Annotated in this window: 16 protein-coding genes; 6 read left to right on the top strand and 10 right to left on the bottom strand. The window is 37.5% G+C overall.

Going from position 1 to position 16,615, the window contains the following annotated elements:
• The first annotated feature begins 68 nt into the window (after positions 1-68).
• Entirely contained in the window at positions 69-422 is a 354-nt protein-coding gene (locus tag ACWIW0_RS05810) for a helix-turn-helix domain-containing protein (RefSeq protein WP_454452583.1), read from the top strand.
• An 81-nt stretch (positions 423-503) separates the two neighbouring features.
• On the opposite strand, the gene ACWIW0_RS05815 is transcribed toward ACWIW0_RS05810, so the two are convergent.
• The 4 genes from ACWIW0_RS05815 to ACWIW0_RS05830 are packed head-to-tail and all read right to left on the bottom strand — an operon-like array spanning position 504 to position 2,580.
• A complete protein-coding gene (locus ACWIW0_RS05815; RefSeq protein ID WP_454446866.1) occupies positions 504-800 on the bottom strand; it encodes a YciI family protein in 297 nt (98 codons plus the stop codon).
• A gap of 27 nt (positions 801-827) precedes the next feature.
• Positions 828-1,274, bottom strand: coding sequence for an acyl-CoA thioester hydrolase YciA (gene yciA / locus ACWIW0_RS05820; RefSeq protein ID WP_454446865.1), 447 nt, complete (start codon positions 1,272-1,274; stop codon positions 828-830).
• Positions 1,264-1,812, bottom strand: a complete 549-nt coding sequence (locus tag ACWIW0_RS05825; protein ID WP_454452584.1) for a septation protein A — start codon at positions 1,810-1,812, stop codon at positions 1,264-1,266. The genes yciA and ACWIW0_RS05825 overlap by 11 nt, the downstream gene beginning before the upstream one ends.
• A gap of 21 nt (positions 1,813-1,833) precedes the next feature.
• Positions 1,834-2,580, bottom strand: a complete 747-nt coding sequence (locus ACWIW0_RS05830; RefSeq protein ID WP_454452585.1) for a hypothetical protein — start codon at positions 2,578-2,580, stop codon at positions 1,834-1,836.
• Positions 2,581-2,704: 124 nt separating this feature from the next.
• Between ACWIW0_RS05830 and yfbV the strand changes: the two genes are divergently transcribed.
• From yfbV to ACWIW0_RS05850, 4 genes are all read left to right on the top strand, one after another.
• Entirely contained in the window at positions 2,705-3,139 is a 435-nt protein-coding gene (yfbV, locus tag ACWIW0_RS05835) for a terminus macrodomain insulation protein YfbV (RefSeq protein WP_454446862.1), read from the top strand.
• A 292-nt stretch (positions 3,140-3,431) separates the two neighbouring features.
• Positions 3,432-4,157: a carboxy-S-adenosyl-L-methionine synthase CmoA gene (gene cmoA, locus ACWIW0_RS05840; protein ID WP_454452586.1), complete on the top strand. Its 726-nt coding sequence runs from the start codon at positions 3,432-3,434 to the stop codon at positions 4,155-4,157.
• A gap of 135 nt (positions 4,158-4,292) precedes the next feature.
• Positions 4,293-4,514, top strand: a complete 222-nt coding sequence (locus ACWIW0_RS05845) for a YejL family protein (RefSeq protein ID WP_454445739.1) — start codon at positions 4,293-4,295, stop codon at positions 4,512-4,514.
• A 12-nt stretch (positions 4,515-4,526) separates the two neighbouring features.
• The gene (locus ACWIW0_RS05850; RefSeq protein WP_454452587.1) at positions 4,527-6,260 is read left to right on the top strand and encodes a DUF3413 domain-containing protein; all 1,734 of its coding nucleotides are present in this window, start codon (positions 4,527-4,529) and stop codon (positions 6,258-6,260) included.
• 81 nt (positions 6,261-6,341) lie between these two features.
• Here ACWIW0_RS05850 and ACWIW0_RS05855 read toward each other — a convergent pair whose 3' ends face one another.
• From ACWIW0_RS05855 to ACWIW0_RS05865, 3 genes are all read right to left on the bottom strand, one after another.
• The gene (locus tag ACWIW0_RS05855; RefSeq protein WP_454452588.1) at positions 6,342-7,181 is read right to left on the bottom strand and encodes a DUF72 domain-containing protein; all 840 of its coding nucleotides are present in this window, start codon (positions 7,179-7,181) and stop codon (positions 6,342-6,344) included.
• A gap of 108 nt (positions 7,182-7,289) precedes the next feature.
• Complete coding sequence (locus ACWIW0_RS05860) at positions 7,290-7,637, bottom strand: virulence RhuM family protein (RefSeq protein WP_454452589.1); 348 nt, start codon at positions 7,635-7,637, stop codon at positions 7,290-7,292.
• A gap of 136 nt (positions 7,638-7,773) precedes the next feature.
• Complete coding sequence (locus ACWIW0_RS05865) at positions 7,774-8,856, bottom strand: Fic family protein (protein WP_454452590.1); 1,083 nt, start codon at positions 8,854-8,856, stop codon at positions 7,774-7,776.
• Positions 8,857-9,093: 237 nt separating this feature from the next.
• On the opposite strand from ACWIW0_RS05865, the gene ACWIW0_RS05870 reads away from it, so the two are divergent.
• Positions 9,094-10,284: an ATP-binding protein gene (locus tag ACWIW0_RS05870; RefSeq protein WP_454452591.1), complete on the top strand. Its 1,191-nt coding sequence runs from the start codon at positions 9,094-9,096 to the stop codon at positions 10,282-10,284.
• 53 nt (positions 10,285-10,337) lie between these two features.
• On the opposite strand, the gene ACWIW0_RS05875 is transcribed toward ACWIW0_RS05870, so the two are convergent.
• The 3 genes from ACWIW0_RS05875 to metH form a co-directional block, all read right to left on the bottom strand.
• Positions 10,338-10,811: an REP-associated tyrosine transposase gene (locus ACWIW0_RS05875; RefSeq protein ID WP_454452592.1), complete on the bottom strand. Its 474-nt coding sequence runs from the start codon at positions 10,809-10,811 to the stop codon at positions 10,338-10,340.
• Positions 10,812-11,690: 879 nt separating this feature from the next.
• Positions 11,691-12,770 carry a hypothetical protein gene (locus ACWIW0_RS05880; protein WP_454452593.1) on the bottom strand — a complete coding sequence of 360 codons (1,080 nt, stop codon included), beginning with the start codon at positions 12,768-12,770 and terminating at the stop codon, positions 11,691-11,693.
• A 68-nt stretch (positions 12,771-12,838) separates the two neighbouring features.
• The gene (gene metH / locus ACWIW0_RS05885; protein WP_454452594.1) at positions 12,839-16,522 is read right to left on the bottom strand and encodes a methionine synthase; all 3,684 of its coding nucleotides are present in this window, start codon (positions 16,520-16,522) and stop codon (positions 12,839-12,841) included.
• Positions 16,523-16,615: the final 93 nt, after the last annotated feature.

A 16,615-nucleotide genomic window follows, 5' to 3' on the forward strand; every position in this document is an offset into this window, starting at 1 on the left:
ATTTATACAAAAAATGACAAAGAAAACCTATCTAATAACGAATTAAAACAACTTACGGAGCAAAAATAATGAGTATTGATAAACAACTAAAAGAAGCAACCAAAGATTGGGATATTGATGCAATGATAGAAGCTATTATTGCTAACGATCCCGAAATGGCTGAACATCAAGAAAGTTTATACCTATCGCTCAGCCAAGCTAAATATGGGGAAATTAGTAAAACAGCCTATCAAATATCACCTATTGTCGAAACACGCAATAAAGTAAAACTTTCACAACCTAAATTTGCCGAAAAATTAGGTATTTCAGTCAATACCTTACGTTCTTGGGAACAAGGGCTAAGAAAGCCAAGCGGTGCGGCAAAAACATTATTAGATTTACTTCATCGTAAACCTGAACTAATCAATGAACTTAGAACTTAACGTGGTTCTAAATTAAAGACCTTTCCGTTCAAACTTAAACGGAAAGGTCTTACTCAAAAAACGTAATAGCTTACTTTTTACTTAAAACACCTTCTTAAACGGTTTTACAATCACTTCACCATAAACACCCGCTTCAACATAAGGATCTTCACTTGCCCACTGTTTTGCTTGTGCTAAAGAGTCAAATTGTGCAATAACTGTTGAGCCAGTAAAGCCAGCATCACCAGGGTTTTCATCATCAATTGCAGGATTTGGGCCTGCAGTTAAAAGACGATCTTCTGCTTGCAGTTGTTTTAAACGAGCGAGATGTTTTTCTCTCACCGCTAAACGTTTCTCAAGCGTATTTGGAATATCTTGTGCAAAAATAACGTAATACATTGGACGCTCCTTCTATATTAAATATGCTTATTGTGTTTCTAATTTAGCTAACACTTCATCTAATTCTGGGTTATCTTCTCTTGGAATTGGTCTTGGCTTACCATTCTTATCAATCGCCACAAAGGTAAACAGTGCCTCTGTTACGCAATAGCGATCACGACCGCCATCGGCAACTTTCTTGATCCACACTTCTACTTTAACTTGCATTGATGTACGACCAACTTTAACACACTTTCCATAGCAACAAACGACATCGCCCACAGCAACAGGACGGATAAAACTCATACTATCGACAGATACGGTTACCACACGTCCACGAGCTAACTCTTTAGCTAAAATTGCACCACCCATATCCATTTGCGACATTATCCAACCACCAAAAATATCGCCATTCGCATTGGTGTCCGATGGCATTGCTAATGTACGCAAAATTAACGTCCCTTCAGGTTGGCGTGCTTCCTGTTTAGTTTCCATTTGATTCCTCTTGTTGTTTTAAATGCGGATAAAGATAAAAACCTGTACCGATCACAGCAATTAAACTTAGTCCTGTTAAGCCAAAGACTTTAAAGTTTGTCCAAACATCATCAGAGAAAAACTCACTGATCACAATGTTGATAAGCATACAAACAATAAAGAACCCTGCCCAACCTAAGTTGAGTTTTTCCCAAACAGCGTTCGGTAATTTTAACTCTTTACCTAATAACATCTGCACCAGTGGTTTTTTAAAGCCAAATTGACTAACCAGTAATACCGTTGCAAATAAACCATTAACCAAAGTTACTTTCCATTTTAAAAAAGCGAGATCGTTAAAATAAGCGGTCAGTAAACCGAAAAATACGACCGAAATACCTAAAATCCATTGAGATTTTTCGATTTTTTTATAAAGCACTTTGAGTGCAACCAGTTGAACCACTGTGGCAACCACTAAAACTAATGCTGCTTCTTGCACACCATAGGTTTTATAAACAACAAAAAAGAGTATTAAAGGAATAAATTCTAAAAGTTGTTTCATTATATCTCCCTAGTTTGATACTTATCGCTGTGGTAATGTGCGGAAAATTTGATAAAAACGGAAACTAAAAATCACAAAAAAGAGATTAAGTACCGCACTCACTAAGTGAGAAATAATCACGCCTAAACTTCCAGCAATACCTGAAAATAAAGAACCTAATGCACTTGGAATAAAATAGCTTAAAATACAGAACAAGAAAATAATCAGCATTTTGCCACGACTTAACTGCCAAGTGTGTTTGATTGTTTGAGCTATGCTCAATTGTGGCTCTTCAATTAAATAAGCATAAACAACCAAGCATAATTTAATAAAAATAAACAGCCCTGCAATCATTAAAGGTAAAATCATAATCGCCAAATTACCAGCTTGAGCCGCCGTTCCACCAAAGGCAATCGCAACGGATAATGGCATTACCATCAATAAACTTAACACAATAACTGCAGGCAATTTTTGCAACGTTACCACAATATTTTGGAAAAAATGTTGATATTCGCCTTTGCTGATCGATTTAATATTTAAAATCAGCAACACATTCACAAAAACACTGATAATTCCTGAAATAATGGTGGGATATAATTGTGCAGAAATCACTTTCTGCATAACTTGTGATGATTGCAGTTCTTGCTCAGAAAGTTGAACGGGTGGCATAAAATAAAAACTCGCCAACTGTAACACCACTAACAGCCCCACCCCAAATAGCGTAAAATTAAGTTGATTACGCATAAAATTCCAACTATCTTGCAATAAACCTAGAAAGTTAATCGGCATTAAAAAATCCTTAATATTAAGTAAAAATTGCCCGAAGTATAGCAAGAGTTACTTGATTTCGCTATTGTAGATTTTACAAACTTAGTTAAAATAACTAAACAATTCATTCACTTATGGGGAATTTATGTATAACACATTCCAAGCGGGGCAACATTATCTTAATACCTTCCCAAATCAGAAAAAACTAAACCTTTTTATGCCTGATTACCGTTTGATCCGCCTTGTAAAATTTGCCTCAAAAGTAATGCCTGCTTTTGCTTGTTTTGCGATTATTTGGCAATATTTTTTTGCTGATCCCGAACAATCTATTACGGCGAATGCCACACTAACTGCTTTATTTGCATTAAGCATTCCATTTCAAGGGTTATATTGGTTGGGCAGACGAGCCAAATCCCCCCTTCCGCTCTCTTTGTTAGAATGGTATGAAACCCTTCGGCAAAAATTGATTAGCGAACAACATAAAATTGCTGATCAAGCGGTGCCTTCCTACCAAGATTTTGCAAATTTACTGCAACTTGCCGAGAAAACGTGGGGGCAAAGTTATTTTGATGAGTTATAATAATTCACAACGATGTATCATTGTAGGGTGGGCTTTAGCTCACCACAGATTGATGACAAACCCTAATTTGTTGATTTAATGAGTGGACGCCAAGCGTGGCGTCCCTACACAAAAAATAAAATGTTTATTTTTCAATTGGTTATAGTTTTTCTTTGTAGGGACGCCACGCTTGGCGTCCGAATGAAAACACTTTGTCAATAAACTGGGGTGGGCTAAAGCCCACCCTACGACAAATACGTTTGCCCTTGCATTTATACATCCCTATTTTTACACCCTAACCCATTTTAATACTATGACAAAAGATACTATTTTTTCCGCACCCATTGAAAAACTGGGGGATTTTACCTTTGATGAGGCAGTAGCGGAAGTTTTCCCAGATATGATCCAACGCTCAGTTCCAGGCTACTCAAACATTATTACCGCTATCGGTATGTTAGCCTCTCGTTTTGTTACAGACAACTCAACTGTTTATGATTTAGGTTGCTCTCGTGGTGCAGGGATCTTATCTATTCGCCGCAATGTCCAAGCCCAAAATGTGAATATTATCGGCGTAGATAACTCTGAGCCAATGGTTGAACGCTGTCGCCAGCATTTAGCCGCTTATCATTCTGATATTCCTGTAACTATTTTATGTGATGACATTCGCCAGATTGAGATCAAAAATGCCTCGATGGTGGTATTGAATTTTACATTGCAGTTTATTCCCCCTGAAGATCGCCTTACACTGCTACGCAAGATCTATCAAGGATTAAAACCAAACGGCATATTAGTCGTTTCAGAGAAATTTACCTTTGAAGATGACACAATTAACGAGTTATTGATTGATTTACACCATACCTTCAAACGAGCAAATGGGTATAGTGAGCTAGAAGTGAGCCAAAAAAGAACTGCTCTTGAAAATGTAATGCGAACAGATACCATCGCAACACATAAAAACCGCTTACAACAAGCAGGTTTTTCTAAAACAGAATTATGGTTTCAATGCTTTAATTTTGGGTCAATGATTGCAGTGAAGTAAATATAATGGAATAGAGGGGGGAATTCCCCCTAATATAACATATTGATAATATACTAAAAACACACTCTTAATTTTGTTTCTACTTGTTTTCAATTTTATGCTACCATACTCCAAATTTTTATCTCTATACTGAATATGGCAACTCAATCTAAATACCAAGACAAACAACTTGATGAATTACTTAACGATTTGATCGTTACGTTAGAAAAACACAAAGCCCCTGTTGATCTCTCACTAATGGCATTGGGCAATATGGTAACTAACATTCTAATCAGTAATATCCAAACCCCACAACAACAGCAAGCATTAGCTGATGCTTTTTGTTCTGCCTTACAACAATCACTTAAGACAAAATAACGCTTATCGCCTATGTTAGAGCTGCTCCAACGTATTATTCCGAGAAATTCTCGCCAATATCGAGAAGAAACATCGCAACGAATTGCGTGGGGGCATTGGTTTGCACTGTTTAATATTGTCATTGCATTAGCCATTTCATCTCGTTACGCATTTAGTGCTGACTGGCCAAATACCCTATTTGGTAAGCTCTACTTTTTTATCAGCTTGTTTGGGCATTTCAGTTTTATTGTTTTTGCTCTTTATTTACTTCTACTCTTTCCACTTAGTTTTCTCATTACAAATAACCGAGCATTTAGGGGAATTTCTGTCTGTGTTGCAACAATTGGAATGACCGTATTATTAGTTGATTCCGAAGTATTTAAACAGTTTTATTTACATTTATCGCCACTAGTTTGGGATCTATTAGTCAATCCAGATGAAGGGGAACTTAGTCGCCAGTGGCAATTACTTTTTGTGCCAATGCCGATTATTTTATTATTAGAATTACTCTACTCCCGCTGGTGTTGGAATAAATTACGCAGTTTTAATCGGCAAAAATGGGGAAAATACGTAGCACTATTTTTCCTAAGTAATTTTATTGCCACTCACTTATTATATGCTTGGTCAGATATGGCTTTATACCGCCCTGTTACTGCACAGAAAGCAAACTATCCCCTATCTTACCCAATGACAGCTCGTAGCTTTTTGGAAAAGCACGGTTTAGTTAATCGAGCAAATTTAGAACAAGAAATTGAAGAAAGCGGTCGGTTAGATACATTCTTTCTCAATTATCCAAAAAGCCCATTACAATTTGCGAATAAAGTTAATAAAATCAATCTATTATTTATTAACCTATCGGGTTTAAGTAATGATGACATTACAACAACCAAAATGCCTAATTTAACTCAAATTAGCCAGCAAGCAAGACGTTTTAGCCAACATTACACCGCTGGTAGTACAGCTGCTGAAAGTACAGCAAGTCTTTTCTATGGATTGAGCGGACGTTATTTAGATGCCATTTTAAGTGAGAAAAAACCATCTGTATTAATCTCCCGTTTACAACATTTAGATTATCAATTTGGTCTGTTCTCACACAATAGTTTTGCAGAGCCAATTTATCATCGAGCTTTATTTGCTAACTTTAACCTCCCCCAAACAACGAGTAATTTAGATGCTATCAAACACTGGAAAATGTGGCTAGAACAACGAATCTCGTCGCCATTTTTTAGTTATTTAGATTTACATTTGCCACCTGCAAAAGATAAAGAGCAGCAAACTAAATTATTAGATTGGCAATTTGCAGATATTTGGCAAACCTTAGAAAACCAGGGACTCACTAAAAGTACCTTGATTATCATCACCTCTGATATAGCGGATACTGTTTATCACGAAAATAATTTTGATCAACAGAAAATTAAAGTCCCAATGATGATCTACTGGCAAGAAGACAAAGGAAATTATATCGGTGCATCGAGTCATCTTGATATCGCACCAACATTATTAAATCAATTTTTTGGTGTTAGTAGCCCTATTCCACAATATGCTCAAGGCATTGATCTCACTAAAGTTAATGAACGTAAATGGTTGATTGCATCTAACTATCGTTGGAATGTTGCAATTATGCCGAATGGGGAACAATATCATATTGATAAAAAAGGTGATTTTATTCACTACAATGTTGATGGTGAAAAAGAGCCTTACAGTCGCCCACCGCTTGCCCTCTTTTTACAACTGATTCAACAAAGTAATCAGTTTGTTGAGAATTAAAAATTAAGTTGTAAACCTTAGAAAAGATTTATTTGCAACTATCTTATTATTTTATTAAAGACCAATTCAGTATATACCACCTTAAAACAAACTCTGTTGCCCGATTAAACATTCAGGCGTGGGTTTTACCGCAAAGCCATACTCTGCCAAATACACTTTCAATTTAGCGATATTGTAGAACGAATGGCTATTGGTGGTGTTTTGAAAATAGAGATAAAGCTTATCAAACTCCGCTTTGTGTTGATGAAGTAACTTCGCTAAATACAGTAATTCTACATCGTTATAACGATAATCGTGGCGTTCCTGTGCCGATTGAGCTTTCCACCAGTTCGGATTTCGACCGTGTAATCGCAGGTAAGCGGTGCGTTGGTTGGCATAAAATTGAAAGGCAGGTAAACCAATATTTTTCGGATAATCCACATTACACCAAATGAGATTTTGTTTGCCTTGAAAGTAATCCAATACCGACTGAGTATGCCAACTCCGATGACGAAATTCTATCGCTAGCGGATAATCATTAAACCACCCGACCAATTCCGCCAGATAATAACGATTAGCGTGGTGTCGCTCAAAACTAGATGGAAACTGAATAAATAAATTCGCCAAACACTCTTGTTCCACTAAAGGCTGTAAAGCCTTCAAAAAGGCAGTAGCCTGCTCTTTTGTCGCCGTTCGTTTATGGCTAAAATCTTGATGCAGTTTAATCGAAAATTGCAACCGACCTTCCGCCTTTTCCACCATTCCTTGTAATGCCTTAGCCCCTATCGGTGCGTGAAAAGTGCTATTGATTTCAATAGTGTCATAATGCTGGCTATAAATGGACAAAAAGTCTGTTTTATCCGTACCAAACGGATAAAGCGTCCCGACTAAATCCGTATCGCTATAACCGCCCGTGCCGATGTAAATGTGGGGTGAGTGCATTTTTAATATCTTGTTTTTAATTTGCAAAATGTTGAGTAAATGTAACCGCTTGTGGGGGAGATTGTCGAATGGAAAATGAAACTTTACAGATTTTGAAGAAACACCCCGTCAGGAGACGGGCGCTATCGGAGGAAATTGCGTTGCTCTTACGAAGTTTACCCGATAACCTACCGAAATGACGGCATCAAGATTATAATGCTTGGTATTGTAGTTCTTACCATCTGTGGCAGTTATCCGGAAATTCCGGATAACTGAAAGCTCGTTTAATTCTTCGCTCTCAAAAATATTTTTTAAATGTTCGTTTACTGTACGCACATTTACTTCAAACAGCTCAGCAATACGTTTTTGTGTAAGCCAAATCTCATTATCTTCATACCGCACTTCAATACTTTGATCGCCAGTTTGATTGGTAAAAATCAAAAATTCAGCAGTGCTATTACGAATAAGTTTAGTCATATATTTTCCTTGCAAAATTTTGAATAAATGTAACCGCTTGTGGTGGGATTGTCGAATGGAAAGATGAAGTTTTTCGAGCGGGATCGCAAAATACTTGGTGCTTGCAAGCGGTCAGATTTATTCCACATTTTGCGATTTATCGAAATTGATATTTCCCTTTGCCTTGCCCTGCGACTTTTTTGATTATTTGTATTTCTAACATTTTTTTAATCAATTCAGATGACGCAGATGCGGAAAGATGAAGTGTATTCATCACATCTATTCGTGAAAAAATACGATTAGCTAAAATTTGAGAAAGTGCGGTGATATGTTTCTGGGTTTTCTCTGAATATCTTGTTTTTTCGTCAGGATTTTGTTCAATGTCCTGTTTTTGTTTCTCAATATCCTGTTTTTCAAAAAATTGACTGCTATGGATATGCAACTGGCGATTGCTTAGTAGATTGTTTTCGCCTAATAACAAATTACGCAGAAATAAAAGCAAGTATTCATTGGTTTCATAAACTCCTTTGGCGAGGTTGTTATAGTTTGCTCGCACCAACGCATTACGGAAATACCACGCATTTTCGGCAAAGATATCATTTGTAACATTAAACCCTAATGTTTTTAAATACTTAATAAAAAACACAGCTGTGGTGCGAGTATTACCCTCTTCAAAAACGTGAATCTGCCATAAACGTGCAATAAATGTGGCTAAATGCGTCATAATTTCTTCAAGAGAAAGCCCACGATAACTAAAATTTTTCTCCTGCGATAAATCATATTCCAAGGTGTTTTTCAATTCAGACGCCATACCATATACTACCGTTTCGCCCTCTAACACCCATTCTTTTTTGGTAATGTTATAAGTACGGATTTGTCCTGCGTGAGAATAAATATCTTTAAACAGATATTTATGAATGGCTAAATATTGATTGGCATTAAACGAAAAAGCAGGCTCGGATAGCAATTTCGCAATACGCACCGAAACTTTGTCCGCTTCTTCTGTGCGATTCTCATTGGTTAGATGCGGATTTTCTTCATAATATTGGCTAATCCATTGTTCTGCCGTATCAATTGAGATTTCACCTTCAATATTTTTAATCGCAGTGCTGATCAAATATTGAGACGGTTTTAACCCATCAACTTGCTGCAACCCGATTGCCGTTTGCCAAGCATAGCTCTTTTCCTTTTTATCCGCTTCAATATGGCGAATATATTCTTCAAAAGGATCTTTAGTCATTCTGTCTTTCCGTTGTGCAATATTTTGGGTAAATTTAACCGCTTGTTGAACGCTTGTCGAATAGAAAATGAAACTTTACAGATTTTGAAAAAGCACTCGTTAGGAGATGGATGCTATCGTGGTATAAAATTGGAATTCCACTTCCATCTAAATCAAATTTTCACAAAAATGGAAGTTTGTTTCAATTTTATGTATAATTATTAAAAATAGGAATTTTACTTCCAATAAGGTAAAAATATGATTTTGCGTGAAAGCTATCTACAAGAACTCATTCAATTTAAAGATACCGACTTTATCAAGATGATTACGGGTGTTCGCCGCTCAGGGAAATCGGTGTTGCTGATGCAGTATCGAAATTATCTACAAAGCCAAGGTATCGCCACAGAAAATATTATTTATCTCAATTTTGAAAGTTTTGAATATCAACGGATCAAAGATGCTGACGATTTCCAATCACTCATTCAAGAAAAATTACCTAATTCTCAAGATAAAGTTTACTTTTTGATTGATGAAATCCAATTTGTCGAAGGCTGGCAAAAAATCATTAATGCAGTTCGAGTGAGTTTTAATGCGGATATTGTGATTACGGGTTCAAATGCTAATTTACTTTCAGGGGAATTGGCGACCTTGCTCAGTGGGCGATATGTTGAGATTAAACTTTATCCGCTCTCTTTCAAAGAGTTTTTGCTTGCTAAAAATGTGGATAGCCATTCTCGAATGGTGGATAAATTATATCAGGAATATGAACAATACGGTGGTTTTCCAAGTGTTGTGATGTCGGCTGAGCCGCTGAAAGATACTATTCTTTCGGGCATTTTTGATTCTATTGTATTAAACGATATTGCCCATCGTGCAGGAGTAAAAGATACCCATATTCTAAAAAGCGTGATTTTATTTTTAGCCGATAATGTGGGGCAATTGGTCAATCCAACAAAAATCAGTAATACTCTGACTTCCGAACGTGTACCCACCTCTAACCACACGATTAGTAAGTATTTGGATTTATTAGAAAATGCCTTCTTATTTTATCAGGCGAAACAATATGATATTCGTGGCAAAAGCTATTTAAAAACCAATGCGAAATATTTTATTGTCGATAATGGATTAAGGCGGAACGCTATTGGCAAAAAAGGAGCAAATTATGCCAATCGTTTGGAAAATATTGTGTTTATTGAATTACTAAGACGTGGTTATACGGTTGATGTCGGCAAATTAGACAGCAAAGAAATTGACTTTGTTGCTCGCAAAACAGATGAAATTCTATATGTACAAGTGGCATTTGAAATCCCTGAAAATACCCACGAAACGGATAATTTGTTGCATATTAAGGATAATTATAAAAAAATCCTGATTACAGGAAAATACTATGAACAAACGGAAATTAATGGGATTGAAGTGGTTTATGTAGTGGATTGGTTGCTGGAATAAGGAGATAAAATTGATATTGATTTTGTAGGGTCGGGGTTTATCCCCGCCCACATCTATTGATAAAAACGATCTAAATGCCATTGCAATGGATTATTTTCAATATATTCCCAAATTCTCAAAAAATCTTCCTCATTCCGAATAATATGCTCATAAAAACTGCGTTGCCATAATGATTCATAAATCTGATTATTCATCATCTCACGATATTTTTTAGCCGTGATGCCTTTTAATTTCCGAACCAAATCAGAAAGTAAGACATTATCTTGATTAAACCAAATAAAATGCAAATGGTTGGGCATAATAACATAATTTGAAAATTCACTTTGGGGATAATCATTTAATAAATTCTTTAATGTTTCCTCGATCATTACACCAATTTCACTTAATTGTACTTTTCCATTGATAATATTACTCAAAAGGCAATTTCTATTTTTAGTACAAATTGTCACAAAATAACAGCCATATTGTGAATAATTATAATAAGGTAAACGCATATTATTTCGGCGGCGATGATAGTGTGTAGTCATTTTTATATCCATTAAACCTTAAACGGGCGGGGATAAACCCCGCCCCTACGAAGGATATTTAAAATTTGTAAAAATATTAGCAATATCCTACCGCTTACAATGGCTTTATCGAATATAAATATAAGATTTCTCGATAAGGTTCACAAAATAAAGCATATATTCTTGTTAAAATATCATTTTTTCGTCGGGCGGGGATAAACCCCGCCCCTACGAATAATATTTGAAACTTGTAAAAGTTTTAGCAAATCTTACCGCTTGCAATAGTTTTTTTGAATATAAATATAAAATTTCTCGATGGTGATCACAAAATAAAACATATATTTTTGTTGAAATATCATTTTTTCGTCGGGCGGGGATAAATCCCGCCCCTACGAAGGATATTTAAAATTTGTAAAAATATTAGCAATATCCTACCGCTTGCAATGGCTTTATCGAATATAAATATAAGATTTCTCGATAAGGTTCACAAAATAAAGCATATATTCTTGTTAAAATAGCATATTTCCGTAGGGGCGGGGTTTATCCCCGCCCGAAAATATTTTCATTTAAAATTAACAAATGATTAATTTAAATTAACTGGCACAAGCGAGAAGGCTTGCATTACGAGCAAAATAAAATTTATGGTGTGCAAGTGAAATATATTGTGGATTGGTTGTTGGAAAAAAATTTTCCTTGCAAAATTTTGAATAAATGTAACCGCTTGTGGTGTGATTGTCGAATGGAAAATGATAGTTTACCGATTTTGGAAAAAAACCGTCAGGAGACGGGCGCTATCGGGGTCCGTCACAAAGCGACAGTACAATATGTACCCTAGTACGAGAGTGTTAGGTATTAAGGTACGAGCGGGATGCTCGCACCAGCGGGTATGTAGGAAGGTTTTTAATTAGGAAAACATATCCTTAAATATCTTAGCATTGAATCATAAAGAAGCTGTAAATCTTCTTTCTGTTCATCATTTATTTTTACAGTTCTTAAATTTTCTGTATCTACAAAAGTTGGAATAGGAATCTCATTCTTAATGTCAATATAATCATATTCAAATAGTGTTCCTAAAGAGAATAAGGATTTTTCTTGTGTTACAATAAATCCAATGTCGAATTCGTTACTTCCGTTTCCAACAAAACTATATTCTGGATTTCGCAGCAAAAAGAGATCCCAAGCAGTAGATTTTATTGTTTTTAAAATATTTTCATATTTTGTATTCTGTTGAATTCCAAATATTTTTCCAGCCTCATCCGTGAAGTATTTTTTGGCTAAATAAACTTCTCTAGCAAACATTTTACCCAAAGTTTTTTGCATAAATTCATTAAATACATTTAACTTTTCGGTTAAGGACTTGTTTTTTGTTTCTTCAAATAACTTAATAAAAATCATTTTAAGCAATAAAATTTCTATCGCTAATATATTTGTATGGTTCGTATAGTTGGTAATAAAGTTATCCACTCTCTCAGCAGAGATCTCATTGATAGTTTTTCTTTTAAGGTAAAAATTTTTTTGAGCTTGATCAGATGTTTCTCTATATATCCTTTCTTTAAGGAAGAGATCTTCATCCATTAGGTATATTTTAAGGATAGCTTCTGTGTTTTGAATTAAATATTCTCTAATTTTACTTTTATCTTCATTGGTTAATACACCTTTTGTATAAGCTTCCATGTAATAAAAATGCAGAGAGTATCCCCATTTGTTTTTTGTAGCAAATTCAATAAATTCTATCAGCCCTTTAGATATTTTATTTCTCTCTACAAAGTTATAAATAGCTGAAACCATATTAGAATCTAGCAAAGCAAGAGGAATGAAATACAAGTCATTTTTTCCTTTTTCTATAAGATTTTGATTTAAAAGAAGTGGCTCTTTACCAGATAAATGATCTAGTATGAATATATTTTCTTCAAAGATCTTATGACCATCTAATAGATTAGATTTTTTCTTTGAGTCGTTGATTATCCATTGGTAATTCATTTAAAACCTCACATTTGATTTTTATTCATTATTTATAGTAATCACGTTAATTTATTATTACTAGTATTTTACCCCATCGCCACACTCAACCACTTAAGCATAGTCTTTTCATCCCACCCTTTCCGTTTCGCATAATCATTCGCCTGATCTTCATCAATACGACCAAGGGTGAAATAGTTGCTTGCAGGGTGGGTGAAGTACCAGCCACAAACGCTTGCCGCTGGCCACATTGCGTAGCTTTCGGTAAGTTTCATTCCGATGCGTTGTTCTACTTCGAGTAGATCCCAGATGATCTGTTTTTCCGTGTGTTCAGGGCAGCTTGGGTAGCCTGGGGCTGGGCGGATGCCGATGTATTCTTCACGAATTAAGCGGTTGTTATCAAGGGTTTCGTTGCTGTAGCCCCACACTTTTGTACGAAGTTCAAAGTGCAGGTATTCCGCCATTGCTTCGGCTAAACGGTCGCCGACCGCTTGGAGTAAGATGGCGTTGTAGTCGTCCCCTGCGGCTTTGTAGCCTTCGACCAAATCGTGTTCTTCAATGCCTGCACAAACGGCGAACATTCCCAACCAGTCTTGCTGTCCGCTTTCTCTATCGGCGATAAAGTCGCTTAAACAGAGATTGTACGAGCTTTTGCTGTTTCTGCCCCGTTCCGATTGTTGGCGTAGGTTGAACACTTTGCCAGCCACCAAAGTGCGGTCGGAATTTTGATAGATTTCAATATCATCGCCCACACGATAAGCAGGGAAAATCCCCATTATGCCGCTTGGGTTGAGTTTGCCGTTTTGTTCAAATTCGTCTAACACTCGTTGTGCATCGTTATACACTTTGCGAGCCTCTTCGCCACCCTCTGGGTAATCAAAGGCATCAGGATAACCGCCCATTAAGCCCCATAAACGGAAGAATGGCGACCAGTCGATAAATTGGCGGAGAGTGGAAATCAGCACGTTTTTGTATTCGATAATGCCTGTTTGCTTCGGTTGCGGCACTTGGTAATCCACCCATTCGCCACTGAATGCGTCAAAACGGTTGGCTCGAGCCTCTTCAATCGGTAACTGCTTGCGTGGCGCTTTTTTATTTGCAAAGGCGATTTGAACTTGCTCGTACTCTTTCTTCATTCGCTCCCATAGTTCCGCCTTGGTTTCTGGGTTCATCAATGCGGCACAAACGGTAACAGCGCGAGAAGCGTTCGTGGTGTAAATGACTTCGTGTTTATATTTTGGATAGAGCTTGATTGCGGTATGCTCTTTTGACGTGGTTGCACCACCGATTAACACAGGTAAGTTAAGATTAAGGCGGTTCATTTCGCCGAGGAAGTATTCCATTTCGTCAAGTGATGGCGTGATCAGACCGCTTAAACCGATAATATCGGCTTTTTCGTCAATCGCTGTTTGAATGATTTTATCGGCTGGTACCATTACACCTAAATCAATCACTTCAAAGTTATTACATTGCAACACGACACTTACAATGTTTTTGCCGATGTCGTGGACATCGCCTTTAACGGTGGCGATCACCACTTTACCGCTTGATGTACCTTTCTGTTTGGTGACATTGATAAACGGCTCTAAATAGGCAACGGATTGTTTCATTACACGAGCGGATTTCACCACTTGCGGTAAGAACATTTTACCATCGCCGAACAAGTCGCCCACCACGTCCATTCCCGCCATTAACGGCCCTTCGATCACTTCAAGGGGAGTCGGGAATTTTTGGCGAGCTTCTTCGGTATCTTCAACAATAAAGTTGGTAATGCCTTTGACTAAAGCGTGTTTCAAACGTTCTTCTACTGGCCAAGTTCGCCATTCGGCAACGCTATTATCTTCGTTGGAAGCGGTCACATTTCGGTATTTTTCTGCAATTTCCAGCAAGCGATCTGTGCCGTCTGGTACTCGATTTAATACCGCATCCTCAATCACATCACGCAATTCAGGGTCGAGATCGTCATAAATGGCTAACTGCCCTGCATTGACAATCCCCATATCCATTCCTTGTTTAATGGCGTGGTACAGGAAAACGGCGTGAATGGCTTCACGCATTACATTGTTACCGCGGAATGAGAAAGAGACGTTCGACACACCGCCTGAGATTTTGGCGTGTGGTAAGGTTTGTTTGATGCGACCAGTGGCATTGATAAAATCTACGCCGTAGTTGTTGTGTTCTTCGATGCCTGTTCCAATCGCAAAGATGTTCGGGTCAAAAATAATGTCTTCTGGCGGGAAATTAAGTTGATCAACCAAAATTCGGTAAGCTCGGGTACAGATTTCTACCTTACGTTCTTCTGTATCTGCTTGCCCCACTTCATCAAATGCCATCACCACCACCGCCGCACCATAACGGCGAACCAGTTTTGCTTGATGAATAAATTTTTCTTCGCCTTCTTTGAGTGAAATCGAATTGACGATCCCTTTCCCTTGAATTGATTGTAACCCTGCTTCAATCACTTCCCATTTACTTGAGTCGATCATTACGGGCACTTTTGCCGCATCAGGTTCGGTTGCCATAATGTTGAGAAAACGAGCCATACATTTTTGTGAATCCAGTAAGGCTTCGTCCATATTCACATCAATCACTTGAGCACCATTTTCTACTTGGTCGATAGCGATTTCGATTGCTTCAGCAAATTTTTCTTCTTTTATCAAACGTTTAAACTTGGCTGAACCTGTTACGTTATTACGTTCACCTACGTTCACAAATAGGCTATTCTCATCAATATTTAACGGCTCTAAGCCCGATAAACGCATCGCTGTTTTAATTTGTGGTAAAGCCCTTGGTTTGATTCCTGCCACGACATCGGCAAAGGCTTTGATATGCTCAGGAGTTGTACCACAACAACCACCGACAATGTTTAAGAACCCACTTTCCGCCCATTCTTTGATATAAGCTGCCATTTCAGCAGCCCCTAAATCATAGCCGCCAAAAGCATTTGGCAAGCCTGCATTTGGGTGTACGGATACATAGGTTTCACAAATTTTCGACATCACTTCCACATAAGGACGCAACTCTTTCGGGCCTAAAGCACAGTTTAGACCAAAACTGATTGGTTTTGCGTGGCGGAGTGAGTTGTAGAAGGCTTCGGTTGTCTGCCCCGAAAGCGTACGCCCAGAGGCATCGGTAATCGTGCCTGAAATCATAATCGGCAACTCAACGCCGAGTTCTTCAAAAACTTGCTCAATCGCAAAGGCAGCAGCTTTCGCATTTAAGGTATCGAAAATGGTTTCGATCATAATGATGTCAGAACCACCTTCAATTAAGCCTTTTGTCGCTTCTGCATAGGCATCAACCAATTCCATAAAGGTTACATTACGAAAACCGGGGTCGTTTACATCAGGGGAAATCGAAGCTGTGCGGTTAGTCGGGCCTAAAATCCCTGCGACAAAACGAGGCTTTTCGGGCGTGCTGTATTTATCCGCTGCCATTCTGGCCAATTTAGCCCCTGCAAAATTCAGCTCATAAGCCACCGCTTGTAAGTCATAATCCGCTTGAGCAATGGTGGTGGAACTGAACGTATTAGTTTCAATAATATCCGCCCCAGCTTCCAAATATTTTTCGTGAATAGCTTTAATTAGCAAAGGTTGTGTCAGGGTGAGTAAATCGTTATTACCACGCAAATCAATCGGGCTATCGGCAAAACGCTCACCTCGGAAATCTTGTTCGGTCAGTTTATATTGCTGGATCATCGTCCCCATCGCACCGTCTAAAATCAGGATACGTTGGGCAAGGGCGGTTTTAAGAAGAGAAGATTGATTATTCAAGATGCTGTCCGTTTCATTCAATAAAAATAAATAATACAAGATGGTATCATTTTATCTTTATTCTGCAAAATTGAAATGGGGATATATGGGAAG

Source organism: Ursidibacter sp. B-7004-1 (assembly GCF_053654055.1).

Coding starts and splice junctions, on each gene's coding strand:
- ACWIW0_RS05810 (WP_454452583.1), top strand. CDS start 69: ATGAGTATTGATAAACAACTAAAAGAAGCAACCAAAGATTGGGATATT.
- ACWIW0_RS05815 (WP_454446866.1), bottom strand. CDS start 800: ATGTATTACGTTATTTTTGCACAAGATATTCCAAATACGCTTGAGAAA.
- yciA (WP_454446865.1), bottom strand. CDS start 1,274: ATGGAAACTAAACAGGAAGCACGCCAACCTGAAGGGACGTTAATTTTG.
- ACWIW0_RS05825 (WP_454452584.1), bottom strand. CDS start 1,812: ATGAAACAACTTTTAGAATTTATTCCTTTAATACTCTTTTTTGTTGTT.
- ACWIW0_RS05830 (WP_454452585.1), bottom strand. CDS start 2,580: ATGCCGATTAACTTTCTAGGTTTATTGCAAGATAGTTGGAATTTTATG.
- yfbV (WP_454446862.1), top strand. CDS start 2,705: ATGTATAACACATTCCAAGCGGGGCAACATTATCTTAATACCTTCCCA.
- cmoA (WP_454452586.1), top strand. CDS start 3,432: ATGACAAAAGATACTATTTTTTCCGCACCCATTGAAAAACTGGGGGAT.
- ACWIW0_RS05845 (WP_454445739.1), top strand. CDS start 4,293: ATGGCAACTCAATCTAAATACCAAGACAAACAACTTGATGAATTACTT.
- ACWIW0_RS05850 (WP_454452587.1), top strand. CDS start 4,527: ATGTTAGAGCTGCTCCAACGTATTATTCCGAGAAATTCTCGCCAATAT.
- ACWIW0_RS05855 (WP_454452588.1), bottom strand. CDS start 7,181: ATGCACTCACCCCACATTTACATCGGCACGGGCGGTTATAGCGATACG.
- ACWIW0_RS05860 (WP_454452589.1), bottom strand. CDS start 7,637: ATGACTAAACTTATTCGTAATAGCACTGCTGAATTTTTGATTTTTACC.
- ACWIW0_RS05865 (WP_454452590.1), bottom strand. CDS start 8,856: ATGACTAAAGATCCTTTTGAAGAATATATTCGCCATATTGAAGCGGAT.
- ACWIW0_RS05870 (WP_454452591.1), top strand. CDS start 9,094: ATGATTTTGCGTGAAAGCTATCTACAAGAACTCATTCAATTTAAAGAT.
- ACWIW0_RS05875 (WP_454452592.1), bottom strand. CDS start 10,811: ATGACTACACACTATCATCGCCGCCGAAATAATATGCGTTTACCTTAT.
- ACWIW0_RS05880 (WP_454452593.1), bottom strand. CDS start 12,770: ATGAATTACCAATGGATAATCAACGACTCAAAGAAAAAATCTAATCTA.